This window comes from Citrobacter sp. HN-141, assembly GCF_033341895.1.
Taxonomy (GTDB): Bacteria; Pseudomonadota; Gammaproteobacteria; order Enterobacterales; family Enterobacteriaceae; genus Citrobacter.
This window is the reverse complement of record NZ_JAWPBF010000006.1, coordinates 16,184-42,102: the sequence shown is the minus strand read 5'-3', so window position 1 is coordinate 42,102 and position 25,919 is coordinate 16,184. Positions and strand designations below refer to the sequence as shown.

The window sequence follows — 25,919 nt, the reverse complement described above, 5'->3', positions numbered from 1 at the left end:
GTCAGACTCCTAACTTCCATGAAAGGGTGCGAAGAAGATCGGCAAATACACCTGCCGCGGTGACATCATTACCCGCACCATATCCGCGCAGCACCAGCGGTAATGGCTGATAGTAATGGCTGTAGAACGCCAGCGCGTTTTCACCGTTTTTCACTTTGAACAGCGGATCGTTACCATCAACTTCAGCGATTTTCACCCGGCAGACGCCGTTTTCTTCGATATTGCCAACATAGCGTAATACTTTACCCTCATCACGGGCTTTCGCGACACGGGCGGCAAACTCGTCGTCCAGTTGCGACAAATTCGTCATAAACGCGGAAACATCACCAGAATCATCAAATTCTTTTGGCAGAACCGGCTCAATGACGATGTCAGAAAGCTCCAGCTCACGACCGGTTTCACGGGCCAGGATCAGCAGCTTACGCGCCACATCCGTACCAGAGAGATCGTCACGCGGATCGGGTTCGGTGTAACCCAGTTCCCGCGCCAGCGTGGTGGCCTGCGAGAAGCTCATCCCTTCATCCAGTTTGCCGAAAATAAACGACAGCGAACCGGAGAGGATACCGGAGAAACGCTGTAGCTCATCACCCGCGCTAAGCAGGTTTTGCAGGTTCTCAATAACCGGTAATCCTGCGCCCACGTTGGTGTCGTACAGGAATTTACGCCGGGATTTCGCGGCTGCGAAACGCAGCTGATGGTAGTAATCCATCGACGACGTGTTGGCCTTTTTGTTCGGCGTAACCACATGGAAGCCTTCACGCAGGAAGTCGGCATACTGGTCTGCTACCGCCTGGCTTGACGTACAGTCGACGATCACCGGGTTAAGCAGATGGTATTCTTTTACCAGACGGATCAAACGACCGAGGTTGAAAGGCTCTTTTGCGCACTCCAGTTCCGATTGCCAGTTTTCCAGATTCAGACCGTGGACGTTGGTCAGCAGCGCCTTCGAGTTCGCCACGCCACACACGCGCAGATCGATATGTTTCTTTTTGAGCCAGGTTTGCTGACGTTTAAGCTGCTCCAGCAGCGCACCGCCAACGCCGCCTACGCCAATCACAAACACTTCAATCACCTGATCGGTGTTGAACAGCATTTGATGGGTCACGCGTACGCCGGTGGTCGCGTCATCGTTATTCACCACCACCGAAATAGAACGCTCAGACGAGCCCTGGGCGATCGCTACAATATTGATGTTCGCACGAGCCAGCGCGGCAAAGAACTTCGCCGAGATACCGCGCAGCGTGCGCATGCCGTCACCAACCACTGAGATGATCGCCAGGCGTTCGGTCACCGCCAGTGGCTCCAGCAGCCCTTCTTTCAGCTCGAGGTAGAACTCATCCTGCATGGCACGTTGCGCACGCGCGCAGTCGCCCTGCGGGACGCAGAAGCTGATGCTGTACTCAGAAGAGGATTGGGTGATCAGCACTACCGAGATGCCCGCACGCGACATTGCGGCAAAAACGCGCGCCGCCATGCCCACCATGCCTTTCATTCCAGGGCCGGAAACGCTAAACATCGCCATGTTATTGAGGTTAGAAATACCTTTTACCGGCAAATCATCGTCATCACTGCTGGCACCGATCAGCGTACCGGGCGCTTGTGGATTGCCGGTATTTTTAATCAGGCACGGGATCTGGAACTGGGCAATAGGGGTAATGGTGCGCGGGTGCAGCACTTTGGCGCCGAAGTAAGAAAGCTCCATCGCTTCCTGATAAGACATCGACTTCAGCAGTCGGGCGTCGGGTACCTGACGTGGATCGCAGGTATATACACCGTCAACATCGGTCCAGATCTCACAACAGTCCGCGCGTAAACAGGCAGCCAGCACAGCGGCAGAGTAGTCAGAGCCATTGCGCCCCAACACCACCAACTCACCTTTTTCATTCCCGGCAGTAAAGCCTGCCATCAAAATCATATGATCTGCTGGAATACGGCTGGCTGCGATGCGACGCGTAGATTCGGTGATATCAACGGTAGATTCGAGGTAATGGCCTACCGCCAGTAGTTTCTCAACTGGATCGATAACGGTAACGTGATGCCCACGCGCTTCCAGCAGGCCTGCCATGATAGCGATCGACATTTTTTCGCCACGGCAAATAAGCGCGGCGTTAATGCTGTCCGGGCACTGTCCCAGCAGGCTGATACCGTGCAGGACATGTTTAATTTGGGCAAATTCTTGTTCAACGAAGGCTTTAAGCTGCGTCAGCGGAAAGCCCGGCTGCGCGGCGGCGAGACCAACCAAAAGCTCTGAGAAAATACGTTCGGCGTCACTGATATTGGCTAAAGCGTCCTGACCACCGATGGTCTTCTCAATCATCGCCACCAGATGGTTGGTAATTTTTGCGGGGGCAGAAAGAACAGTCGCGACCTGCCCCTGCCTGGCATTGCTTTCCAGAATATCGGCAACTCGCAGAAAGCGCTCTGCATTTGCCACTGATGTACCGCCGAACTTCAACACTCGCATGGTTTACCTCGTTGCCTTTGGTCGAAAAAAAAGCCCGCACTGTTTAGGTGCGGGCTTTTTCTTGTGTTTCCTGTACGCGTCAGCCCGCACCGTTACCTGTGGTAATGGTGATGGTTGTTGTAATGGTGATGCTGATGCGTTTCATGATGTTGTGTGCTCTGTAATTATTTATGACCTGTCTTATATTCTTTTAGGGTTAAAGTATCTGCTGACCTAAGTCAATAAATTTTTAAATTGATCACATTCCGAAACTTGTTCACGAGCAACTGCTTGCCCTTTTATTTTCAACCAATACAGCATGCGCACCCCACTTGAAGTCAGAATAAAACACTAAAAAACAATACAAATAAGACATTTTATTTTGTAATATTTTTTTCGATATCATGTAAAAAACGGTGCAACATTGCTGTATCTCGTTGACCTAACAACCCCATCCGCTGCTGTAGCCAATCCGTGAGCTTGATATCATCCGCAACGTCCAGCGTGGCTAATAATTGCAAAACCCGGGCACGTAACGCCTGCAACTGAAGCTCATCCGTCACCTCAATGTTTTTTGCCGGTTGTTGTATTAAACCTGCTAATTGATAGCAATAGACCATCACCGCCTGACCCAAATTCAGTGAAGGGTAGTCAGCCACCATCGGCACGCCGGTTAGCACATCCGCTAGCGCCAATTCTTCGTTTGTCAGGCCTGAATCTTCACGACCGAACACTAACGCGGCGTGATCCATCCACGTTGATTTTTCCTGTAACAGGGGAACCAGCTCGACCGGCGTGGCGTAATAATGGAACTTCGCGCGGCTACGAGCCGTGGTGGCGATGGTAAAATCAACGTCGTGCAACGCATCGGCTAACGTTGAAAAAACGTTAATATTATCAATAATGTCCCCTGAACCATGTGCCACCCATCGCGTCGCAGGCTCCAGATGAGCCTCGCTATCAACGATCCGCAATTGTGTGAATCCCATGGTTTTCATCGCACGCGCTGCCGCGCCAATATTTTCGGCTCTGGCTGGAGCAACCAGAATAATTGTTAAACGCATTTTGATACTCTTCTTGACCGGTCTGCAGATAATTATGTGATGTGCATCAACATATTACGCAGCGCGAATTTACATATTTTTAACAGAAATCACTGAAAAAGCATTTCACATTCAGTAAAAAATGCTAAACTATTTCCTGCCTGTACTATTGCTTTTTATGTTAACAGAAGTTGCATATCCTTCTGTTTATCCATGATAATTTGATTTAGAATGGTTCTCATAGATTGGATTCATTACATTTATTAATTAGCGCGTGCAACTAGTTGTAATATTGCAATTTTGTGATGAAAGCTATCATTTGGATACGTTGATTTCATCAAACTGTTAACGTGCTACAATTGAACTTGATATATGTCAACGAAGCGTAGTTTTATTGGGTGTCCGGTACGTCTTAGCCTGTTATGTTGCTGTTAAAATGGTTAGGATGACAGCCGTTTTTGACACTGTCGGGTCCAGAGGGAAAGTGCCCACGACCAAGCTAATGATGTTGTTGACGTTGATGGAAAGTGCATCAAGAACGCAATTACGTACTTTAGTCATGTTACGCCGATCATGTTAATTTACGACATGCATCAGGCAGGTCAGGGACTTTTGTACTTCCTGTTTCGATTTAGTTGGCAATTTAGGTAGCAAACATGCAGACCCCGCACATTCTTATCGTTGAAGACGAGTTAGTAACACGTAACACGTTGAAAAGCATTTTCGAAGCGGAAGGCTATGATGTATTCGAGGCGACAGATGGCGCGGAAATGCATCAGATCCTCTCTGAATATGACATCAACCTTGTGATTATGGATATCAATCTGCCAGGTAAAAATGGTCTTCTGTTAGCGCGTGAACTCCGCGAACAAGCTAACGTTGCACTGATGTTCCTGACGGGCCGTGATAACGAAGTCGATAAAATTCTCGGCCTCGAAATCGGCGCTGACGATTACATCACCAAGCCGTTTAACCCACGCGAACTGACTATCCGTGCTCGTAACCTGCTGTCCCGTACCATGAATCTGGGCACAGTGAGCGAAGAGCGTCGTAGCGTCGAAAGCTACAAGTTCAATGGTTGGGAGCTGGACATCAATAGCCGCTCTCTGATTGGTCCTGACGGCGAGCAGTATAAACTGCCACGCAGCGAATTCCGTGCCATGCTTCACTTCTGTGAGAATCCGGGCAAGATCCAGTCTCGCGCAGAACTGTTGAAAAAAATGACCGGCCGCGAACTGAAGCCGCATGACCGTACCGTTGACGTAACAATCCGCCGTATTCGTAAACACTTCGAATCCACGCCGGATACACCAGAAATCATCGCTACCATTCACGGTGAAGGCTACCGTTTTTGCGGCGACCTGCAGGATTAATATCATCCTGACTGGTATAAAAACGGCGCTTTATGCGCCGTTTTTCATTTCACTACGCCCCTATTTCCACAACCGTAATTCATCGTCCTCAGTTGCGTTCTCCTTTTTGGGCTTTGGCTGTGCAAGCGCGTGCCAGTCAAGATGACGTGTCAGGAACATCACCCCACAAAGCGCCAGTAACAGTACCCCCGTTCCCAACAGTAACGCGCTGTCCTGCGAACGCAACAGTACCCACATCACGCCATCCAGTCCCAGCAATGCTGCGGTAAAAAACAGACTGTTACGCCATCCCTGTAGTATCGCCTGTAAATACACGCCGTTCATCAGCGCGCCAACCAGGCTGGCGACAATCCACGCGGCAGTAAAACCCACATGCTCCGACAGCGCCAACAACAGCAAATAGAACATCACCAGTGATAATCCCACCAGCAGATATTGCATCGGGTGCAGACGCAGGCTGGTCATACTTTCGAGTACAAAGAAAGACATAAAAGTTAGCGTAATCAATAAAATGGCATACTTTGTCGCCCGATCTGTCAGTTGATACTGATCCGCAGGTGTAGCCACGGCAACGCTAAATGCGGGCATGCCCTGCCAGCCAATCTTCTCATCGCCGAAGCGTTCTCCCAGATTATTCGCGAACCAGCTACTTTGCCATTGCGCCTTAAACCCTGACTCACTAACTTCACGCTTAGCCGGAAGAAAATCACCGAGGAAGTTAGGATGTGGCCAGTTGCTGGTCACGGTCATTTCGCTATTACGACCAACCGGGACGACAGAAAAATCACCGGTTCCACTCAGATTAAGCGACAACACGACACTGAGATTTTTTTCCGCCCAGCCGGCATCCGGTAGCGGAATGTGGATCCCCTGAGCACGGCCATCCAGTCCTGTACCAGGTTCGACCGCCAGCGATGTTCCATTGATCTGCGAAGCCTTCACGACGCCAATACCGCGCGCATCGCCCACCCCAACCACCACAAAAGGTTTGCCGATGGTGATATTGGGATGGTTCAGTTCACTGAGGCGTTCAGCATTGAACCCGGCCTTCACCGATAAATCGTTGTGCCAGACCTGTCCTTCATAAATACCTATCTTACGCGCTTCAACGTTCTGGTTGCCCTCAACAACCAGCGACTCCGGCAACCAGAAGTGGATGTAGCTGCGCTTTCGCTGGATCTGTTTGTCACCTTCCAGCTCGGTATACAGTTCCGTCACCGGGACGGCAATCAGCGGGCCTACCACCTTTTGCGCTCCGCTGGTGCTCTGTCGGATAGCATCTTCCACCTCACTACGATAGTCCGACCGCTCAACAATAATCTGCCTGACCATTGTCAGTGGAATTAACAGCAGTAGCATAGCGCCACCTAAGGTGACTATTTTCCAAAACAGGGGGGATTTAAACATAGCGTTCTCCTTTGCGATATCAGCAAGGTAGAACAGCTATGTGCGGGGAATTTGAAGTTATGTGAAGTGACGGTGAAGTGTAAACGAGGCCTGCGCCCCGCCTTCTGGTCGGTTGCATAACGTCACGTCACCTTGATGCAATCGCGCAACCTCACTGACAAACGCCAGCCCCAGCCCACTGCTCTTCTGCCCATTCTCGCGGGGCAGCGAATAGAAGCGCTCAAAAATACGCGGCAACGCAAAGTCAGGTATGCCGCTGCCGTTATCACTGACCTGTATTGTGACGCGGTCCTCCTGCGGATGCGCGCTCAATACAATTGTCCCGTTCTCCGGCGTAAAATCGATGGCGTTATCCAGCAGATTACCCAACGCCTGCTCCAGCAGTGCGGCATCGGCGGCAACCGTCAGCGATGAAGGTACAACGGTAAGCATGATGTTTTTTGCCGCCAGTTGTACACTACGCGCCTCTTTGAGCTGAGCAAAAAGCGTATCTACTACCACCGGCGTCAACGTAATGTCCTGTCGGTTCTCCAGTCGCGCCTGGCGTAACAGCGTTTCGACCAGCACCTGCATGCGCGCATTCTGCGTCAAAATATTATCGGTAAATCGCGCGACCACGCCGGGCGGCGGGCCTTCGCGCAAAATTTCTGCCGCGCCGCGAATAGCCGCCAGCGGGCTTTTTAGCTCATGCGTCAACGCATAGACGTACTGCTCAATGTAATTCTTGCCCTCCAGCTTCAGACGCATACTTTCCAGCGCCTGTGCCAGCTTGCGTAGCTCACTGCTACCAAGATCAGGAAGCGCGACGGGGCGATTCTCTGTAACAGAATCAGCATAGCGTGCCAGCCGCGCGATCGACCGGTTTATCCACCATACCATTCCTGCGCCAATCACTAAGGCAATGCCCAGTAACACGGCGCTGGCCCACAGTATCCGCCGTTCACTGCGTTTAATCACCGGTGCCATTGCCGCATTGGGTTTGCCGACACTGAGCACACCAATAATACGTCCACGGTCAACAATCGGCGCAGCAACGTACATCACCGAACTTTCCGCATCGGCCGGGTTCTGTGGCGTACTTCGTGCGCCATACTGCCCACGCAGCGTTAACCATACGTCGTTCCAGCGAGAATAATCTTCGCCTACGGCTTTGTTGGCGGAATCAAACACCACCTTGCCCTGCGCGTCCGTCATGTAGACGTGATACTCATTGCGCACTTTGTTAATGCCACTGATATTGGCGCGAAAAGGACGATCGTGCAGTTGCGAAAATGCCTGCGCCAGCCTGCCGTGGGAGGGAGAGCCAGACAGCAAATCATCACGCGCCAGCGCGGCCAGCAGCGTAGCGGTATCTATCAACGTCCCTTCCGTCGCACGACGAACGCCGGGCTTAATCTCCTGTACAAAGATGGACAGAACGAACCAGGCGGCAACGGCGACAATCAGAAAGTAGCCCAGCAGCAAACGCATGCCAATGCGCATCAGGTGCTCCTCAGGCTGTATCCCATACCGCGATGTGTATTAATCGGTGATAGCTCCGGGTTGACGGCCCGCAGTTTGGCACGCAGCGTTTTAATGTGCGTGTCTACCGTTCGGTCAAAGGTATCCTGGGCATCGGCCCAGACTAAATCCATTAACTGTTGGCGTGAGTAGACGCGCCCCGGCGACAGCAGTAATGTTTTCAGCAACAAGAATTCATAGCGTGTCAGATTTAACGGCATCCCAAACCAGGTAATCTGTGCGGCAAGCTCATTGAGTTCAAAATCACCGCACCGCGTCGCCGGTGAAGGCGTGGAGAATTTTTTCACCCGCCGCAGCAACGTACGCACGCGGGCGCACACCTCACGCGGAGAGAAGGGTTTCGCCACATAATCATCCGCACCAATTTCCAGCCCCAGCAGGCGATCGACTTCATCGCTACGCGCAGTCAGAAAGAGAATTGGCAATGCCGGGTGACGTACCAGTAGTCGCCGGCACAGTTCAAAGCCGCTGATATCCGGGAGCCCGACATCCAGAATGATCGCATCCGGACATCTCTGGCGTGATTTTTCCAGCACGGGCAATCCACGCTCAAAGGCTTCAACGCTAAAACCTTCCTGCTGCAGCATGTAGATAAGCGTATCCGCAATCCCCTGCTCGTCCTCAACCAACCAGATCAGCGCCTGTTGCATTTTGCCTACCTGTTATCGCTGCCACGGCATGATGGGTACCGCGCTGATAGCATTTTTGGGCGATCCATCAACCACCTTATCTGAGTAGGCCAGATAGGCCAGCGTGTTGCGTTTCGCATCATAAAAACGCACGACCTGTAAGGATTTAAACACCAGAGACGTCCGTTTCTTAAAGACCACCTCGCCCTGGGCTTTGCCGTTTTTAATTCTGTCGCTCAGCTCCACCGGCCCCACCTGCTGACAGGAGATAGCCGCGTCGGAAGTATCTTCAGCCAAACCCAGCCCACCTTTAATGCCACCGGTTTTGGCGCGGCTAACGTAGCAGGTCACATTGGTGACATCAGGATCATCAAATGCCTCGACCACAATTTTATGATCCGGTCCAAACATTTTGAACACGGTATCGACAGATCCAATCTGCTCCGCATGGGCAACCTGCGCCATCATCAGCAGAATTGAGGAAATGACTAAGCTCTTATATTTCATATTGTTACCATTCTTAAATGTTACTCTGTGTAATTATTCGACATTCTAAGATAAAACGTATACAGATCACAGGATTACAATAATCACGCTTTCGTATGTGCGAAAAAAGCACTTATGAGCAAAAAAAACACTGAATGCTAAAACAGCAAAAAATGCTATTATCCTCATACCTGACGTCAGGTACTCGTTGTTGAAAGGATGAGGATATTTTATGGATCAGGCTGGCATTATTCGCGACCTCTTAATCTGGCTGGAAGGCCATCTGGATCAGCCTTTGTCGCTTGACAATGTGGCGGCAAAAGCAGGCTATTCCAAGTGGCATCTGCAGAGAATGTTCAAGGACGTGACGGGCCACGCTATTGGCGCCTATATCCGCGCTCGTCGTTTATCGAAGTCCGCAGTGGCGCTACGCCTGACTGCGCGTCCAATACTGGACATCGCCCTGCAGTATCGCTTCGATTCTCAACAGACGTTTACCCGTGCGTTCAAAAAGCAATTTTCCCAGACGCCAGCGCTGTATCGTCGCTCGCCGGAATGGAGCGCTTTTGGTATTCGCCCTCCGATGCGCCTCGGGGAATTTGCCATGCCAGCGCATGAATTCGTCACGCTGGAAGATACACCACTGCTGGGTACCACGCAGAGTTATTCCTGCTCGCTTGAGCAGATTTCAGATTTCCGTCATGAAATGCGGATTCAGTTCTGGCGCGACTTCCTTGCTCAGGCTCCAGCGATCCCGCAGGTTCTGTACGGACTCAACGAAACGCGCCCCAGCATTGAGAAAGATGACGAACAGGAAGTGTTTTATACCACCGCGCTCACACCCGAGCAGGCCAACGGATACGTGCAGTCGGCGCAACCCATCCTGTTACAGGGCGGCGAGTATGTGATGTTTACCTATGAGGGTCTGGGGACGGGCGTGCAGGAGTTTATCCTGACGGTGTACGGCACCTGCATGCCGATGCTGAACCTGACTCGCCGTAAAGGGCAGGATATCGAGCGATACTACCCGGCAGAAGATGCCAAAGCGGGAGATCGCCCTATTAATCTGCGCTGCGAATTCCTGATTCCTATCCGCCGTTAACGCTGTAGCTCATCCAACGCAGGGGCATCCAGATGCGAGATGTCCCCTGCCGTTTCAACCACCCAGCCCGGTGCCAGCCATAAGCTTTCCTGGTAATCGACACGAGAAATAGAGCAGTTGCGCAGACGCAAACGACGCTCAGCCCATGCCGGCAATCCCAGAATGGTACTCACCAGGCAGCCCAGCGCAATACCATGGCTCACCAGCAATGGACGACTCCCCGGCGGCAGCTCCAGGCAGGATGCCAGCGCCGCGTTGACGCGATCGCTCAGCTCCTGCATCGACTCCCCTTGCGGAATACGACCATCCACCGTACCGTTCACCAACTGGCGACGCCAGCCCTCTTCCTCCGGGGTCAGCGTATCAATATGACGCTGCTCCAGCACGCCCATATTGAGTTCACGCAGTCGTGAGTCATAGGTGATATCACAGCCACAGGCCTGGGCGATGATTTCTGCGGTGCGTCGTGTACGACCTAAATCACTACTGATGACATGCGTAATACCAAACGAGCGGGCGCGTTCCCCCACCTGCATGGCTTGCTGTTCACCTTTAGCGGTCAGTGGGCTGTCTGACTGGCCTTGAATACGTCGCTCGGCGTTCCACTGCGTTTCGCCATGGCGAACAAGGTATACCTGTAACATGCTTTTTTTCCGTTATATACTCGTCGTACTTTGAGTAGACTCTGCGATGAATTTTCAAACTGAGCTTAATTATGCACAAGGTTATCTCTGCGACCACCAATCCTGCCAAAATTCAGGCAATTCTGCGGGCATTTGAAGAGATTCTCGGGGAAGGATCCTGCCATATTGAACCCGTCGCCGTCGAGAGTGGCGTGCCGGAACAGCCTTTCGGAAGCCAGGAAACGCGCACTGGCGCACGAAATCGCGTTGATAACGCGCGCCGCCTACACCCGCAGGCTGATTTCTGGGTCGCTATTGAAGCGGGAATTGACGACGATGCCACCTTCAGTTGGGTGGTGATTGATAACGGCGTCCAGCGCGGCGAAGCCCGTTCAGCCACGCTGCCATTGCCGGCCGTCATTCTCGACAGAGTCCGCCTGGGTGAAGCACTCGGCCCGGTGATGTCGGACTACACAGGTATTGATGAGATTGGTCGTAAAGAGGGCGCAATCGGCGTCTTTACCGCGGGCAAACTGACGCGTTCGAGCGTCTATCACCAGGCGGTGATTCTGGCGCTCAGTCCGTTTCATAATGCGGTGTATTTATAGCATTGCGCCGGATGTTCACCCGTAGGCCGGATAAAGCAAAGCCGCATCCGGCGGATCAATTTTTCCCGAGCAGTACCTGCTCCAGCCAGTGACGCAGATCCACCGGTGCGGACTTGAGGCTGTTCGACCCCCGCGTAATGGTGGCGATCCCCGCACCTAGCTCGTTTTTAAGCTCGCGCTGGCTCATCTCGCCGCGCAGCAGCTCTTCAATGATACGCACACGCGTGCCCAACGCTTCGCGCTCATCCGGCGTTAACATCAAATTGAGCAGGGGCAGGTGTAAATCTTGTTCATAGGCGTGTTTAAGCAGGTCGACAAAACGTAACCACTCCTGGTGACGCTGTTCTGCCATCTCTGCTGAATAGGGTGATTGCTGAGTCATAAGATATCGCCATCGTTGCGGGGGAAGCGCGCTTGCCTCCCCCTTTTGTACTCTTTAACGAGTACGATAGCATAACACAATCGATACGATCAGTAACGACGTTGCCATTCTGCATCGCTCATCAACGTCGGTTTATCACCGAGGAAATAACGGTAGTACGCATCGTATGCCAGCACGTTCTTCACATATCCTCGCGTTTCCGAGAACGGAATACTTTCGACAAACGCCACGGCATCAATACGACCTGCGCTATTACCAAGCCAGGTGCGAACGCGTCCCGGACCTGCGTTATACGCCGCAGAAGCAAAGATACGGTTGTTGCCAAATTGCTGATACACGTACTGCAAATAGCTGGTACCGATGTTGATATTGGTATCAGGATCTAACAACTGATTTGGGCTGCTGTAACCGGGAATCGAGAACATTTTCACCGTATGTGTCGCCGTGCCCGGCATAATCTGCATCAGCCCGCTGGCGCCGACCGGTGATTTCACTTTCGGGTTCCAGGCACTTTCCTGACGCGCTATCGCCATTGCATAGCTTGGCGGAATATCCTTGCCGCTGGTGTAACGGGTAAAAAGATCTTTATAGGCCAACGGGAAGCGCTCTTCCAGATGATCCCACAGCTTACCGGCGATCGTCGCCTGAACGCTCAGATCCCACCAGTGATTGTTGAACGCGTAACGCGCCAGTTGAGCCTGCTCGGACCTGGTACGGCTGGTGACCAGATTCGCCCATTCACTGCGCGCGGTATTGTCCAGGTTCCAGTACATCAGTTCACGAACTCGCGCCATTTCCGGCCCCTGAATTAACGCAGAGTCAACGTTGGCAGGGGCTTTATCCACTTTCAGCGCGTACTCTTCGCCCAGACGCTGTGCCGCCACCATCGGGTAGAATCCGCGCTGCTGCATGAGCTGATGCAGGATCTCTTTCGCTTCATCATTGCGTCCCCGCTCCAGCAGCAGATCCGCCTGCCAGTAGCGCCACTCATCTTTTTCTTTTGCTTCCATTGGCAAACGCGCCAGCCAGGTATTCAGGCCACGACGATCGCCGGTTCCCAGCGCCATACGCACGCGGCGCTCCACAAGCGAGGTGGAATTGGAGCGCATAATCGCATCATCGCGCCATTTCGCCTGCTCATCGGTCACATCATTACCCATCAGACGCCAGGCAACGATATCGCGCAGCTCCTGAATTTGATCGTCATTAAGCTGTTGCGCTTGCGCCAATGAAGGGATCATCAAACGCGCATTTTCCACATCCTGACGCGCCACGCTGGCAAAGGCCACCGCCGCCATCTGTCGGGTGAAATCCGTCGCGCCGGTGGTACGCGCAAAGGTCATCACCGAATTTGGATCGTTGGCCAGCGAGATGATCGCAGAGGCAATGGTTTGGTATTGCGCAGGCATCTGTCCAGCTAACGCGGTCACCAAACCGGTATTCCCCGCTTTCATCGCCAGACGAATACGCTCCAGATACGCCAGCGGGTCCTGAGTGCCTGAGGCGCGCCATACGCCGAATAATTTGTCACACGCATTCGGCTGGCTTTTGCCGGTTAACCACAGCTCTTTTGCACCCTGCCAGGCTTCATCGGTTTGTCCGGTGCTCCATTTCGCATAGTAGTAGTTACATTGCGCCTCGGTAGTGCCAGGCTTATCCGGGCTGAACGCCAGCAGTCCACGCCAGTCTTCGCGGCGCGCCAGTTCATTCACGAAACGCGATTGCAGCGTACGCGCTGGAGGCAGCGTCGGGTTGGCGCGCACAAAATTGGTGACGGTAATCGTCGGCTGATTCATCAGATCGTCAGTGATCTGGCGATATTCCAGATAGGGATACAGAGGATAGTTCTTCAGGCCGGGCATCATCTGCTCTACGACGTCCATTTGTCGGTTATCCCAGGCCTGCTTAATTTGCGCATAGCGATTGCGCTGCTCATCCAGGGAATCGGCTCGCGCCACTTGACTGACCGTCAGCAGACATACGCTGGCCGCCAGCAGGCGCCAGGTAAATTGTTTGGCTTTGTCCACAAGCTCTTCCTCTTGTCATTTACGTCTGTGCAGCATCGTGCCGCTTAATTCATTCATGCTAACCAGACATTGCAGAATGCGCCACGTTACGGACACTTTTTTACTTTTGTTGCGAGTGAGATCTGCTGGCTGGGATTGAGCAATGAAAAAGGCTACACTTCGCCTTTGAAAACTCTATTCATCACTATAAAAGAGGCGAAGTCCACGTGGCTCAATTCGTTTATACCATGCATCGTGTCGGCAAAGTCGTTCCGCCGAAACGTCATATTCTTAAAAACATCTCTCTGAGCTTCTTCCCTGGCGCCAAAATTGGGGTGCTCGGTCTGAACGGTGCGGGTAAATCTACCCTGCTGCGCATCATGGCCGGCATTGATACCGATATCGAGGGTGAAGCACGTCCGCAGCCGGGTATCAAGATCGGTTACCTGCCACAGGAACCGAAGCTGAACCCGGAACACACTGTTCGTGAATCCGTTGAAGAAGCGGTTGCCGAAGTGGTCAACGCACTGAAAGGCCTGGATGAAGTGTACGCCAAGTACGCAGAGCCAGACGCCGACTTCGATAAACTTGCCGCACAACAGGGTAAGTTCGAAGAAATCATTCAGGCACATGACGGTCACAACCTGAACGTGCAACTGGAGCGTGCCGCTGACGCACTCCGTCTGCCGGACTGGGATGCCAAAATTGAGAAGCTCTCCGGTGGTGAACGTCGCCGCGTCGCACTGTGCCGCCTGCTGCTGGAAAAACCAGACATGCTGCTGCTCGACGAACCGACGAACCACCTGGATGCCGAATCCGTGGCGTGGCTGGAACGCTTCCTGCACGATTTCGAAGGCACCGTGGTGGCGATTACCCACGACCGTTACTTCCTCGATAACGTAGCCGGTTGGATTCTGGAGCTTGACCGTGGTGAAGGTATTCCGTGGGAAGGTAACTACTCCTCATGGCTGGAACAGAAAGATCAGCGTCTGGCTCAGGAAGCCTCTCAGGAAGCCGCTCGTCGTAAATCCATTGAGAAAGAGCTGGAGTGGGTACGCCAGGGTGCTAAAGGCCGTCAGTCTAAGGGCAAAGCCCGTCTGGCACGCTTTGAAGAACTCAACAATACCGAATACCAGAAACGTAACGAAACCAACGAACTGTTTATTCCACCAGGACCGCGTCTGGGCGATAAAGTCGTTGAAGTGACCAATCTGCGTAAATCCTACGGCGATCGCGTACTGATTGACGATTTGAGCTTCTCAGTACCGAAAGGGGCCATTGTCGGTATCATCGGCCCGAACGGTGCAGGTAAATCCACCCTGTTCCGCATGATGTCCGGTCAGGAACAGCCTGACAGCGGCACCATTGAGCTGGGTGAAACCGTGAAGCTGGCGTCTGTTGACCAGTTCCGTGATGCCATGGACAACAGCAAAACCGTGTGGGAAGAAGTCTCCGGCGGGCTGGATATTATGCGTATCGGCAACACCGAAATGCCAAGCCGTGCCTACGTAGGCCGCTTCAACTTTAAAGGTGTTGATCAGGGTAAACGCGTAGGCGAACTGTCCGGCGGTGAGCGTGGTCGTCTGCACCTGGCGAAACTGCTGCAGGTTGGCGGTAATATGCTGCTGCTCGATGAACCGACCAACGACCTGGATATCGAAACCCTGCGCGCGCTGGAAAACGCCCTGCTGGAGTTCCCGGGCTGCGCAATGGTTATCTCGCACGACCGTTGGTTCCTCGACCGTATCGCCACCCACATTCTGGATTACCAGGATGAAGGTAAAGTCGAGTTCTTTGAAGGTAACTTTACCGAATACGAAGAGTACAAAAAACGCACGCTGGGCGCTGATGCGCTGGAGCCGAAGCGTATCAAGTACAAGCGTATTGCTAAGTAATTGCCGTTAAGCGCCGGATGGCGGCGTTCCACCTTATCCGGCCTACGAGGTTAGTGCGACTTGTAGGCCAGATAAGCGCAGCGCCATCCGGCATTAAAACCTACCTCTGCTCACCCATCAGTTCTTTCACCAACTCCACACAGCGCAGGAACCGGCCATCATAGTCAGGCTCTTCCACGTGGACAAAATCGATGTTGTTTTCCTGTAGCATCTCCACCAGCAGGGACTGAAATGCCTTACGGTCAACCGAACTCCCAAGGCTGCGTAATCCATCCGCCACCCACGGGGTGTTGTTTTCCAGCAGGATCACCAGGTCAAAGCGGTATTCGTCAATCAATGCCTGCACAAACGGATGCTCACGCCCTTCGTACTTTTTACAGAATGCCTGAGTGGTCACAAAGTCAGTGTCGATAAATGCCACCTTATTGGCATATTTCACCGCAAAATCAATGTACTGTGCCTGTCCCAGCGCAATCTTATCGTAGTCCGAGTACTGCAACGCCATCTCATCGCCCCCCAAATGAGAAAAGACGTAATCACGGCCATATTCCCACGCACTGGTGGTGTTAAAGATGTTGGCGAGCTTATTCACCAGCGTCGATTTGCCGCTCGACTCTCCACCGAGGATCGCCACGGTGCGCACGAAAAACGGTTTCACTTCAGTTGGGATATATTCCCAGTAGCGGAATGGGTTTTCTCGAATTTGCCCGCCGCTGATACTCATAAATGTCCGTTTGGGATCAACCAGCACGGTTTCGATCCCCAGATGTTCGAGATACTGCGGGGCATCTGACTCTTCAGAGGTGTAGATCCAGTTAGGCTGAATCCCCTTCTCCTGCATAAACGTTTTGATCCCGTTGCTCCAGACATCCCAACCGTGCGGGTACGGCTCCATGCCCTCTTCATTGAAGGCATGAATACGGATATTTTTCTGATATTTGAAGGTCTGCAACAGCCAGCGCAGACGATCGGAGACCGTTGGCTGTTGTGACATGGCGCTGTCTTCAAACAGACTGCGGTCGCGCGTGTCGTCATAGCCCATGATGATATGCAGTTCATCAACCTGACTACAGGCGCGCTGGATAAGATAGATATGACCGGTATGCAGCGGATAAAACTTACCGAAGACCACGCCGATGTTTTTCTGCTGGCGAGGAAATTCCAATCCGAGAAAACGGTGCAGCGCCTCCAGTTTTTGCGCGCTGGGGCTTTTGATTTTGGCATTCAACAACTGGCTGAGATAGCCCTTGGTCATGCCACTGGCATCCGCCACTTGTTGCAGGGTACAGCCCTTTTGCTTAATGGCGGTTTTCAGATAATCAAATGACACAAGAGCCTCCTGCTGGAAAAATCGCGTAACACTGCCTGATGGCGCTTCGCTTATCAGGCCTACAGGGTGAAACAAATAATTGCCCTATGGATTTCTGTTGGCAGGAACGCAGCCAACGCACCTGCCGACAGAAAGACGACGGGTAATGAATTATAAGTCGTCAAACACGCTTAGCGCGTCAGAAAGTTTTTTAACACCAAAAACCTGCATCCCTTCCGGTACTTTTTTCGGTACGTTGGCGGCAGGCACAATCGCCCGACGGAAGCCGTGCTTCGCGGCTTCCGAAATACGCTCCAGACCGCTGGGAACCGGGCGAATTTCACCTGCCAGCCCCACTTCGCCAAAGACCACGAGATCGTGTGGTAACGGCCTGTCGCGCAGGCTGGAAACCATTGCCAACAGCAGCGCCAGGTCTGCACTGGTTTCGGTGACTTTGACGCCGCCAACCACGTTGACGAACACGTCTTGGTCAGACATTTGCAGGCCGCCGTGGCGGTGCAGCACCGCCAGTAAAATCGCCAGGCGGTTTTGTTCCAGCCCGACCGCTACGCGCCGAGGATTCGCCATCATCGAGTGATCGACCAGTGCCTGAATCTCTACCAGCAGCGGGCGCGTGCCTTCCCAGACCACCATCACCGAACTGCCGGAGGTGACCTCATCGCCACGGCTTAAGAAGATAGCGGAAGGGTTGCTGACTTCGCGCAGTCCCTGTTCGGTCATCGCGAAGACGCCCAGCTCATTCACCGCGCCAAAGCGGTTTTTATGGCTACGCAGGGTACGAAAACGGGAGTCGGCGTCACCGTCAAGCAGCACCGAGCAGTCAATACAGTGCTCCAACACCTTTGGCCCGGCCAGCGACCCGTCTTTGGTGACATGGCCGACCATCACAATCGCTACACCACGCGTTTTAGCAAAGCGCGTCAGGTAAGCGGCGGTTTCCCGCACCTGCGCCACGCTGCCTGGTGAAGACTGAATATCCGCCATATGCATCACCTGAATGGAGTCGATAACCATCAGCTTCGGTTGTTCTTCTTCCGCAATCAGGCAAATTTGCTCAATGCTGGTTTCCGACAGCATATTCAGATTCGCCGTCGGCAGACCCAGTCGATGTGCACGCATCGCGACCTGCTGCAAAGATTCTTCCCCTGTGACGTACAAGGTTTTCATCTGCTCGGCAAGCTTACACAACGTTTGTAGCAGCAGCGTCGACTTCCCCGCGCCGGGGTTGCCACCAATCAGAATGGCACTACCCGGCACCACACCGCCGCCCAGTACGCGATCGAACTCTTTAAAACCGGTCGAAAAACGCGGCAGCTCCTCAAGGCTGATATCAGACAGCTTCTGCACCTTTGCGACACCCGCATTCCCGGCGTAGCCGCTGAGCCGCTCGTTACGCGCCACCGTCGGCGATGCCGCAAGGCGTACCTCAGTAATGGTGTTCCAGGCCTGACAGGCGCTACATTGCCCCTGCCAGCGTGGGTAATCGGCCCCACATTCATTACAAACAAAGGCGCGTTTTGGAGCTTTTGCCACGTTTTACCTCATTATTTCTGGTTCATGCTGCCGGAGAGAATGCAGAACACGCCCATCAGGTCAGCGTGACGGATAGTAATCTCCGTCTTTTCATTCACTTTGGGTTTAGCATGATACGCAATGCCCAGCCCGGCCGTTTTGATCATCGGCAGATCGTTGGCGCCGTCGCCGATGGCTACTGTCTGCGCCATCGGGATCTCATACTCCTGCGCCAGTCGGGTCAGGGTACTGGCTTTGTACTGCGCATCAACGATATCGCCGATCACGTTGCCGGTGAATTTACCGTCCATGATCTCCAGCTCGTTTGCCACAGCCGCCGTCAGACGCAGTTTGTTACGCAGATAATCGGCGAAGAAGGTAAAGCCGCCGGAGGCGATAGCCACTTTCCAGCCGAGCGTTTCCAGTTTTAACACCAGTTGCGTCAGGCCAGGCATCAGCGGTAACGTTTCGCGCACCTGATGTAAAATATTGGCATCAGCGCCCTTCAGCGTCGCCACGCGGCTACGCAGGCTGGCGGTAAAATCCAGCTCGCCGCGCATCGCGCGTTCGGTCACTTCCGCAACCATTTCGCCCGTTCCGGCCAGTTTGGCGATTTCGTCGATACATTCGATCTGGATAGCCGTAGAGTCCATATCCATCACCAGTAGTCCTGGCGTACGCAGATGGGGGATTTTACCTAATGGCGCAACATCCAGTTTGGCGTCGTGCGCCAGTTTTGTCGCGCGCGGTGTTAACGACCCCGCGAGGCGAATCACCTGATAATCCTCGACGCACCAGGCCGCAACGATCACCATCGCCGCACCCAGTTTGCTCTGGTATTGCGTTAAACGCTGTTTATCCAGCCCACGACCATACAGCAGCCAGCCACTGCGGCCCGCGTGGTAGTCCAGCGGCATGACTTCATCACCGCTTAAAGAAAGGGGCAGACCTGGCCACAGAGAGACATCTTCGGGTAGATCGCACCAGGTAATGTTAGGCATTAAAGCTCCTGTAAAATCGTTCGGGTCGGAATCATCCAGCGGAAAATAACGCATGAGGCTACCCTGTAACCAGCGCTTCTGGCAACATTAAGCCTCAAATTTTCAGCAGGTGGAATATGGCTCGCGCAAAACTGAAATTCCGACTTCATCGTGCAGTGATTGTATTGTCCTGTCTCGCGCTGCTCGTCGCTCTGATGCAGGGGGCTTCCTGGTTTAGTCAAAGCCACCAGCAGCAACGTAATCCGCAGCTGGAAGAACTGGCGCGTACACTGGCCCGCCAGGTCACCTTAAACGTCGCGCCGCTGATGCGTACCGAAACACCGGATGAAAAACGCATCAAAGCCGTACTCACGCAGTTAACGGAGAGTAGCCGCATTCTGGATGCCGGGGTGTACGATGAACAGGGCGATCTGATTACCCGCACTGGTGAGAGCGTCAACGTCCGTGACCGACTGGCGCTCGATGGCAAAAAAGCCGGGGGCTATTTTAATCAGCAAATCGTTGAGCCCATTCAGGGGAGAAACGGCCCACTGGGTTATCTGCGCCTGACACTCGACACCCACACGCTTGCTACCGAAGCGAAGCAGGTAGACAACACCACCAACATCTTACGCCTGATGCTGCTCCTGTCACTGGCTATTGGCGTAGTCCTCACACGTACATTATTGCAAGGCAAGCGTACCCGCTGGCAGCAATCCCCTTTCCTGCTGACCGCCAACAAACCGGTACAGGAAGAAGACAACGAGAAAAAAGAGTAATTCAAAGAAAGGAAATCGACCATGACCACACTACGCCTGCTTATCTCTGACTCTCACGATCCCTGGTTTAACCTGGCCGTTGAAGAGTGCATTTTCCGCCAGATGCCCGCCACGCAGCGCGTCCTGTTTTTATGGCGTAACGCCGATACGGTGGTTATTGGCCGTGCGCAAAACCCATGGAAAGAGTGTAACACCCGCCGAATGGAAGAGGACAACGTGCGGTTGGCACGTCGCAGCAGCGGCGGTGGCGCGGTATTTCATGATCTCGGGAATACCTGCTTTACCTTTATGGCCGGCAAACCGGAGTATGACAAAACCATCTCCACGGCTATCGTACTGAATGCGTTGAATTCGCTGGGTGTAAACGCCGATGCCTCCGGGCGTAACGATCTGGTGGTTAAAACCGCCGAGGGCGATCGCAAAGTCTCTGGTTCCGCATATCGGGAAACGAAAGATCGCGGATTTCACCACGGCACGCTGCTGCTAAATGCCGATCTCAGTCGACTGGCCAACTACCTGAACCCCGATAAAAAGAAACTTGCCGCAAAAGGGATTACCTCTGTGCGCTCGCGAGTTGCCAATTTGACTGAGCTGTCACCGGGCATTACCCACGAACAGGTGTGTCAGGCTGTTACAGAAGCCTTTTTTGAACACTACGGCGAACGCGTAGACGCCGAAATTATCTCTCCCGATAAAACGCCGGACCTGCCGAATTTTGCCGAAACCTTCGCCCGCCAAAGCAGTTGGGAGTGGAACTTTGGTCAAGCTCCAGCGTTTTCACATCTGCTGGACGAACGCTTCACCTGGGGCGGCGTCGAGCTGCATTTTGACGTGGAGAAAGGTCACATCACACGCACGCAGGTGTTTACCGACAGCCTCAATCCCGCGCCGTTAGAAGCGCTGGCGGGTCGTCTGCAAGGGTGTTTGTATCGGGCGGATAGGCTGCAACAGGAGTGCGAGGCGCTGCTGGTTGATTTCCCACAGCAGGAGAAAGAGTTACGCGAGCTGTCGGCATGGATTGCCGGGGCGGTGCGTTAAGCACTGGCCAGAAAAATGCCGGATGGCGGCGATGCCTTATCCGGCCTACGAGAAGAATGGCAGGCCCGGCCAGCGCAGCGCCACCGGGCAAAACAACGCTTACTCTTTATCGCCCAGCAGAACGGATTCCAGTGCGATTTTGATCATGTCGTTGAAGGTCGTCTGACGTTCAGCGGCAGTGGTCTGCTCGTGAGTACGGATATGGTCGGACACGGTACAGATGGTCAGTGCTTTCGCACCAAACTCAGCCGCAACACCATAGATACCCGCCGCTTCCATTTCCACGCCCAGTACGCCGTACTTTTCCATCACGTCGAACATTTCACCGTCCGGAGAGTAGAACAGGTCAGCGGAGAACAGGTTGCCCACGCGCGCGTCAACGCCCAGCGCTTTTGCCGCATCAACTGCGTTGCGCACCATGTCGAAATCAGCGATAGCTGCAAAGTCATGATCTTTAAAGCGGATACGGTTAACTTTGGAATCGGTGCATGCACCCATGCCGATAACCACATCACGCAGTTTAACGTCCATACGCACAGCACCGCAGGAGCCTACGCGAATGATTTTCTTCACGCCGAAATCGGTGATCAGCTCTTTGGTGTAGATGGAGCAGGACGGGATACCCATACCGTGACCCATAACGGAAATCTTACGGCCTTTGTAAGTACCGGTGAAACCTAACATGCCGCGAACGTTATTCACTTCACGAACATCTTCGAGGAAAGTTTCAGCAATATGCTTTGCACGCAGCGGGTCGCCCGGCATCAATACGACGTCAGCGAAATCACCCATTTCTGCATTAATATGTGGAGTTGCCATTTTTTGTCCTTATCTTGTTGTTATTGCCTGATGGCGGCTACGCCTATCAGGCCTACAAAACGTATGCAAAACAGTGAAATACCCTAAGGATTTCGCGATGTAGAAAGGCGACGAATTCGTGAATCCCCGGGAGCATAGATTCACTATGTGACCGGGGTGAGCGAATGAAGTCAACGCATCGACAGCGCGAAAGACAATGGGTATTACAGCATGTTTTTACCGTAGTCCATCGGCGACGTACCAAAGTAGCTCGCCAGCGTCTGACCGATATCCGCGAAGGTTTCACGGTGGCCTAAAGAACCCGGTTTCACTTTCGGGCCGTAAATCAGCACCGGAATGTGTTCACGGGTATGGTCGGTCCCGGTCCAGCTCGGGTCACAGCCGTGGTCAGCGGTCAGGATCAGAATGTCATCTTCACCTACCAGCTCCATCAACTCAGGCAGACGGCGGTCGAACAACTCCAGACCGGCAGCATAGCCAGCGATATCGCGACGGTGGCCCCAGGAAGAGTCAAAATCAACAAAGTTAGTGAAGACGATTGTCTCATCACCCGCTTCTTTCATCTCTTTGATGGTAGCGTCGAACAGCGCGTCCAGACCGGTGGCTTTCACTTTTTTAGTGATACCGCAGTTCGCGTAGATGTCCGCAATCTTACCCACGGACACGACATGACCTTTTTTCTCATCGACCAGTTTCTGCAGCACGGTCGGTGCTGGCGGCTCAACGGCCAGGTCGTGACGGTTACCGGTACGCTGGAAGTTACCGGCTTTATCACCGATAAACGGACGTGCGATAACGCGACCGATGTTGTAACCACCTTCGGTCAGCTCTTCACGTGCGATTTCGCACAACTCGTAGAGTTTATCCAGGCCAAACGTCTCTTCGTGGCAGGCAATCTGGAACACGGAGTCAGCGGAGGTATAGAAAATCGGCTTGCCGGTTTTCATATGCTCTTCACCCAGTTGGTCCAGAATAACGGTACCGGAAGAGTGACAGTTGCCGAGGTAGCCCGGCAGGTTGGCACGTTTTACCAGTTTATCCAGCAGTTCTTGCGGGAAGCTGTTTTCATGATCGGAGAAATATCCCCAGTCAAACAGAACCGGGACACCCGCGATTTCCCAGTGGCCAGACGGCGTGTCTTTCCCGGAAGAGAGTTCATGCGCCCATGCGTAGGCACCAATCACTTCCGCGTTACCGTCCATACCAGCAGCAATTTTACCGGTAGAACCTTCGTGAGCTTTCACCAGGCCCAGACGGGTCAGGTTAGGCAGATTCAGTGGACCTTTGCGACCATTGTCAGCTTCACCTTTCGCACAGGCTTCTGCAATGTGTCCCATAGTGTCTGAACCTACGTCGCCAAAGCGATCCGCATCTTCAGTCGCACCAATACCAAAGGAGTCCAGCACCATAATAAATGCACGTTTCATCTTGTTCTCCATACATCTGCGCCGCAAAAAAGCGATCAGATCAGTATACAGTTAATCGGTTATACGACGATAGACTGTCGGTGTAATTTCTGGCGCTTTGTCGTCAAGGCTGATTGCCGCTTTGACCGCTTTCGCCGCTTCCTGCCAGCTGGCTTCGTCTTTGGCGTGGATTACCGCCAGCGGACGCTGTCCGTCTACACTGTCGCCCAGACGCGCCATGTCGGTGAAACCGACGCTGTAATCAATGGTGTCCGAAGCCTGACGACGACCGCCGCCCATGGAAACGACCGCCATACCCAGCGCACGGGTATCCATTGCGCTGACAAAACCTTCGGTATCAGCATATACCGCTTTGCTGAGCATTGCCGTCGGCAGGTACTTCGCATAGTTTTCCACGAAGTCGGTTGGGCCTTTCTGCGCCGCAACCATGCGGCCAAAAATTTCTGCCGCTTTACCGTTATCCAGTACGGCCTGCAATTTCGCACGGGCTTCGGCGTCATCTTTCGCCAGATTGCCGGAGATCAGCATTTCCACGCACAGCGCCATGGTGACGTCTAACAGACGTGGATTGCGGTATTCACCGGTCAGGAACTGCACCGCTTCGCGAACTTCGACCGCGTTACCTGCGCTGGAGGCCAGCACCTGGTTCATATCGGTTAACAGCGCGGTGGTACGTACACCCGCACCGTTTGCCACACCAACAATCGCTTCAGCGAGAGCTTCAGAAAGCTCGTAGGTCGGCATAAAGGCGCCGCTGCCCACTTTCACATCCATCACCAGCGCATCCAGCCCTTCCGCCAGTTTTTTCGCCAGAATGGAACCGGTAATCAGCGGGATGGAATCCACCGTCGCGGTAATATCGCGGGTGGCATAAAAACGTTTATCCGCTGGTGCGAGCGAGCTGGTTTGCCCAATAATCGCTACACCCACGTCTTTAATAATTTCACGGAAACGCGCGTCGTCCGGGAAGATGCCAAATCCAGGAATCGCTTCCAGTTTATCGAGCGTACCGCCGGTATGCCCCAGGCCACGCCCAGAGATCATCGGAATATAGCCGCCGCACGCTGCGACCATCGGGCCTAGCATCAGTGATGTTACGTCACCCACGCCGCCGGTGGAGTGTTTATCCACAATCGGGCCGTTCAGCTGCAGGCTTTTCCAGTCCAGCACGGTTCCTGAATCACGCATTGCCATGGTCAGCGAAACTCGCTCAGGCATTGTCATATCGTGGAAGAAAATGGTCATCGCCAGGGCGGCGATTTGCCCTTCAGAGATGGTGTTGTCGCGAATACCATTGATAAAGAAACGAATTTCTTCATCGCTCAGCGCATGACCATCACGTTTTTTACGAATAATTTCTTGTGCGAGAAACAAGGGAACCTCCCGATTATGGGCCGGGTAAGCAATGCGCCACCCGGCAAGTCGTATTCATGCCGGATGGCGGCTTGCGCCTTATCCGGCCTACGATGGGCAATAAAACTTAGTAGCTGCTTGCGCTCTTACCGTCACCATGACCCAGCGCTTTCAGCAGGCTCGCCAGCAGGCTGGATGCGCCAAAACGGTAGTGACGAGAATCAGCCCAGTCAGCGCCAAACAGTTCATCGGCAATCGACAGGAACTGCTGTGCATCTTCTGCAGTGCGCACACCGCCAGCCGGTTTGAAACCTACAGTTTTAGAAACACCCATGTCGCGGATCACTTCCATCATGATGCGTGCGCTTTCCGGCGTCGCATTGACCGGCACTTTACCGGTAGAGGTTTTGATGAAATCAGCACCGGCTTTGATGGAGATTTCAGACGCTTTACGAATCAGTGCTTCTTCTTTCAGCTCACCGGTTTCGATGATGACTTTCAGCAGCACGTTTGCCGCCGCACACGCGTCTTTGCAGGCTTTAACCAGATCGAAACCAATCTGCTCGTTACCGGCGATCAGCGCACGGTACGGGAACACCACGTCAACTTCATCTGCACCGTAAGCAATCGCCGCGCGGGTTTCAGCCAGCGCAATCTCGATGTCGTCGTTGCCATGCGGGAAGTTGGTTACGGTTGCAATGCGGATGTCCGGCGTGCCCTGCTCTTTCAGGGTCTTACGCGCAATAGGGATGAAACGCGGATAGATACAGATTGCGGCAGTGTTGCCAACCGGGGTCTTCGCCTGATGACACAGCGCGATCACTTTTTCATTGGTGTCGTCGTCATTCAGGGTGGTCAGGTCCATCAGTTTCAGTGCACGCAGGCTGCTTGCTGTTAAATCGGTCATAACATTCTCCAACGGCATCGCCGTATAAAATTTCACCTTGCGAGTTTGTTAGTATTCTAACATCCGCTCGCTATTACACTTCGATATACATCACAGTTAATGAAAACCACATACAGATTTGCATTACTCTAATGAGATCTACTTCAAATAAATCACCTTTCCTGGCGACATGCGGTGACATCAGGCGCATCCGGATCAAAGGTTGGCGCTGCGTTGCTTCCTACAATGACGCTTAACCTTCAGTACATAAAGGAAT

General features: G+C 53.3%; 24 protein-coding genes and 1 other annotated feature. Of the genes, 6 read left to right on the top strand and 18 right to left on the bottom strand.

Going from position 1 to position 25,919, the window contains the following annotated elements:
• Position 1 precedes the first annotated feature (1 nt).
• The 4 genes from thrA to yjjY form a co-directional block, all read right to left on the bottom strand.
• Entirely contained in the window at positions 2 to 2,464 is a 2,463-nt protein-coding gene (thrA, locus tag RYZ59_RS09110) for a bifunctional aspartate kinase/homoserine dehydrogenase I (protein ID WP_318047613.1), read from the bottom strand.
• Between the two features lie 23 nt (positions 2,465 to 2,487).
• Positions 2,488 to 2,614 (bottom strand) — a sequence feature (Thr leader region).
• Positions 2,544 to 2,609 carry a thr operon leader peptide gene (thrL, locus tag RYZ59_RS09105; RefSeq protein ID WP_032337689.1) on the bottom strand — a complete coding sequence of 22 codons (66 nt, stop codon included), beginning with the start codon at positions 2,607 to 2,609 and terminating at the stop codon, positions 2,544 to 2,546. (Overlaps the previous feature by 66 nt.)
• 206 nt (positions 2,615 to 2,820) lie before the next feature.
• Positions 2,821 to 3,507, bottom strand: coding sequence for a tRNA/rRNA methyltransferase (locus RYZ59_RS09100; protein WP_202039563.1), 687 nt, complete (start codon positions 3,505 to 3,507; stop codon positions 2,821 to 2,823).
• Between the two features lie 399 nt (positions 3,508 to 3,906).
• Positions 3,907 to 4,047 (bottom strand): protein YjjY, encoded by a 141-nt coding sequence (gene yjjY / locus RYZ59_RS09095; protein WP_001541509.1) that lies wholly within the window; start codon positions 4,045 to 4,047, stop codon positions 3,907 to 3,909.
• A 95-nt stretch (positions 4,048 to 4,142) separates the two neighbouring features.
• On the opposite strand from yjjY, the gene arcA reads away from it, so the two are divergent.
• The gene (arcA, locus tag RYZ59_RS09090) at positions 4,143 to 4,859 is read left to right on the top strand and encodes a two-component system response regulator ArcA (RefSeq protein ID WP_001194359.1); all 717 of its coding nucleotides are present in this window, start codon (positions 4,143 to 4,145) and stop codon (positions 4,857 to 4,859) included.
• Positions 4,860 to 4,919: 60 nt separating this feature from the next.
• Here the strand turns inward: arcA and creD are convergent, their stop codons facing one another.
• The 4 genes from creD to creA are packed head-to-tail and all read right to left on the bottom strand — an operon-like array spanning position 4,920 to position 8,923.
• On the bottom strand, positions 4,920 to 6,266 hold the full coding sequence (gene creD / locus RYZ59_RS09085) for a cell envelope integrity protein CreD (RefSeq protein ID WP_318047615.1): 1,347 nt from the start codon (positions 6,264 to 6,266) through the stop codon (positions 4,920 to 4,922).
• Between the two features lie 57 nt (positions 6,267 to 6,323).
• A complete protein-coding gene (creC, locus tag RYZ59_RS09080; RefSeq protein ID WP_318047617.1) occupies positions 6,324 to 7,748 on the bottom strand; it encodes a two-component system sensor histidine kinase CreC in 1,425 nt (474 codons plus the stop codon).
• Entirely contained in the window at positions 7,748 to 8,437 is a 690-nt protein-coding gene (gene creB, locus RYZ59_RS09075) for a two-component system response regulator CreB (protein ID WP_318047619.1), read from the bottom strand. The genes creC and creB overlap by 1 nt, the downstream gene beginning before the upstream one ends.
• 12 nt (positions 8,438 to 8,449) lie before the next feature.
• Entirely contained in the window at positions 8,450 to 8,923 is a 474-nt protein-coding gene (creA, locus tag RYZ59_RS09070) for a protein CreA (RefSeq protein WP_137383793.1), read from the bottom strand.
• Between the two features lie 211 nt (positions 8,924 to 9,134).
• Between creA and robA the strand changes: the two genes are divergently transcribed.
• Positions 9,135 to 10,004: an MDR efflux pump AcrAB transcriptional activator RobA gene (robA, locus tag RYZ59_RS09065; RefSeq protein ID WP_137383794.1), complete on the top strand. Its 870-nt coding sequence runs from the start codon at positions 9,135 to 9,137 to the stop codon at positions 10,002 to 10,004.
• Here the strand turns inward: robA and gpmB are convergent.
• Positions 10,001 to 10,648: a 2,3-diphosphoglycerate-dependent phosphoglycerate mutase GpmB gene (gpmB, locus tag RYZ59_RS09060; RefSeq protein WP_137383795.1), complete on the bottom strand. Its 648-nt coding sequence runs from the start codon at positions 10,646 to 10,648 to the stop codon at positions 10,001 to 10,003. The genes robA and gpmB overlap by 4 nt on opposite strands.
• Positions 10,649 to 10,719: 71 nt before the next feature.
• On the opposite strand from gpmB, the gene yjjX reads away from it, so the two are divergent.
• Positions 10,720 to 11,235 carry an inosine/xanthosine triphosphatase gene (gene yjjX, locus RYZ59_RS09055; protein ID WP_318047624.1) on the top strand — a complete coding sequence of 172 codons (516 nt, stop codon included), beginning with the start codon at positions 10,720 to 10,722 and terminating at the stop codon, positions 11,233 to 11,235.
• Between the two features lie 55 nt (positions 11,236 to 11,290).
• On the opposite strand, the gene trpR is transcribed toward yjjX, so the two are convergent.
• Both trpR and sltY read right to left on the bottom strand, forming a co-directional pair.
• Positions 11,291 to 11,617 (bottom strand): trp operon repressor, encoded by a 327-nt coding sequence (trpR, locus tag RYZ59_RS09050; protein ID WP_005123945.1) that lies wholly within the window; start codon positions 11,615 to 11,617, stop codon positions 11,291 to 11,293.
• A gap of 89 nt (positions 11,618 to 11,706) precedes the next feature.
• Positions 11,707 to 13,644: a murein transglycosylase gene (gene sltY / locus RYZ59_RS09045; protein ID WP_318047627.1), complete on the bottom strand. Its 1,938-nt coding sequence runs from the start codon at positions 13,642 to 13,644 to the stop codon at positions 11,707 to 11,709.
• A gap of 206 nt (positions 13,645 to 13,850) precedes the next feature.
• Here sltY and ettA point away from each other — a divergent pair, with 206 nt between their 5' ends.
• Positions 13,851 to 15,518: an energy-dependent translational throttle protein EttA gene (ettA, locus tag RYZ59_RS09040; protein ID WP_202039571.1), complete on the top strand. Its 1,668-nt coding sequence runs from the start codon at positions 13,851 to 13,853 to the stop codon at positions 15,516 to 15,518.
• A gap of 100 nt (positions 15,519 to 15,618) precedes the next feature.
• Here the strand turns inward: ettA and nadR are convergent, their stop codons facing one another.
• From nadR to serB, 3 genes are all read right to left on the bottom strand, one after another.
• Positions 15,619 to 16,848, bottom strand: coding sequence for a multifunctional transcriptional regulator/nicotinamide-nucleotide adenylyltransferase/ribosylnicotinamide kinase NadR (nadR, locus tag RYZ59_RS09035; RefSeq protein WP_411961646.1), 1,230 nt, complete (start codon positions 16,846 to 16,848; stop codon positions 15,619 to 15,621).
• Between the two features lie 150 nt (positions 16,849 to 16,998).
• Positions 16,999 to 18,381, bottom strand: coding sequence for a DNA repair protein RadA (radA, locus tag RYZ59_RS09030; protein WP_318047628.1), 1,383 nt, complete (start codon positions 18,379 to 18,381; stop codon positions 16,999 to 17,001).
• 11 nt (positions 18,382 to 18,392) lie between these two features.
• Complete coding sequence (serB, locus tag RYZ59_RS09025) at positions 18,393 to 19,361, bottom strand: phosphoserine phosphatase (RefSeq protein ID WP_101741335.1); 969 nt, start codon at positions 19,359 to 19,361, stop codon at positions 18,393 to 18,395.
• 116 nt (positions 19,362 to 19,477) lie between these two features.
• Between serB and RYZ59_RS09020 the strand changes: the two genes are divergently transcribed.
• Positions 19,478 to 20,119: a YtjB family periplasmic protein gene (locus tag RYZ59_RS09020; protein WP_137383800.1), complete on the top strand. Its 642-nt coding sequence runs from the start codon at positions 19,478 to 19,480 to the stop codon at positions 20,117 to 20,119.
• Between the two features lie 21 nt (positions 20,120 to 20,140).
• Positions 20,141 to 21,157 (top strand): lipoate--protein ligase LplA, encoded by a 1,017-nt coding sequence (gene lplA, locus RYZ59_RS09015; protein ID WP_318047632.1) that lies wholly within the window; start codon positions 20,141 to 20,143, stop codon positions 21,155 to 21,157.
• A 99-nt stretch (positions 21,158 to 21,256) separates the two neighbouring features.
• On the opposite strand, the gene deoD is transcribed toward lplA, so the two are convergent.
• From deoD to deoC, 4 genes are all read right to left on the bottom strand, one after another.
• Entirely contained in the window at positions 21,257 to 21,976 is a 720-nt protein-coding gene (gene deoD, locus RYZ59_RS09010; protein ID WP_000224864.1) for a purine-nucleoside phosphorylase, read from the bottom strand.
• A 203-nt stretch (positions 21,977 to 22,179) separates the two neighbouring features.
• Positions 22,180 to 23,403, bottom strand: coding sequence for a phosphopentomutase (gene deoB, locus RYZ59_RS09005; protein WP_042312511.1), 1,224 nt, complete (start codon positions 23,401 to 23,403; stop codon positions 22,180 to 22,182).
• A 51-nt stretch (positions 23,404 to 23,454) separates the two neighbouring features.
• Positions 23,455 to 24,777, bottom strand: coding sequence for a thymidine phosphorylase (gene deoA, locus RYZ59_RS09000; protein ID WP_318047636.1), 1,323 nt, complete (start codon positions 24,775 to 24,777; stop codon positions 23,455 to 23,457).
• Between the two features lie 106 nt (positions 24,778 to 24,883).
• A complete protein-coding gene (gene deoC / locus RYZ59_RS08995) occupies positions 24,884 to 25,663 on the bottom strand; it encodes a deoxyribose-phosphate aldolase (RefSeq protein ID WP_217501068.1) in 780 nt (259 codons plus the stop codon).
• Positions 25,664 to 25,919 lie beyond the last annotated feature (256 nt).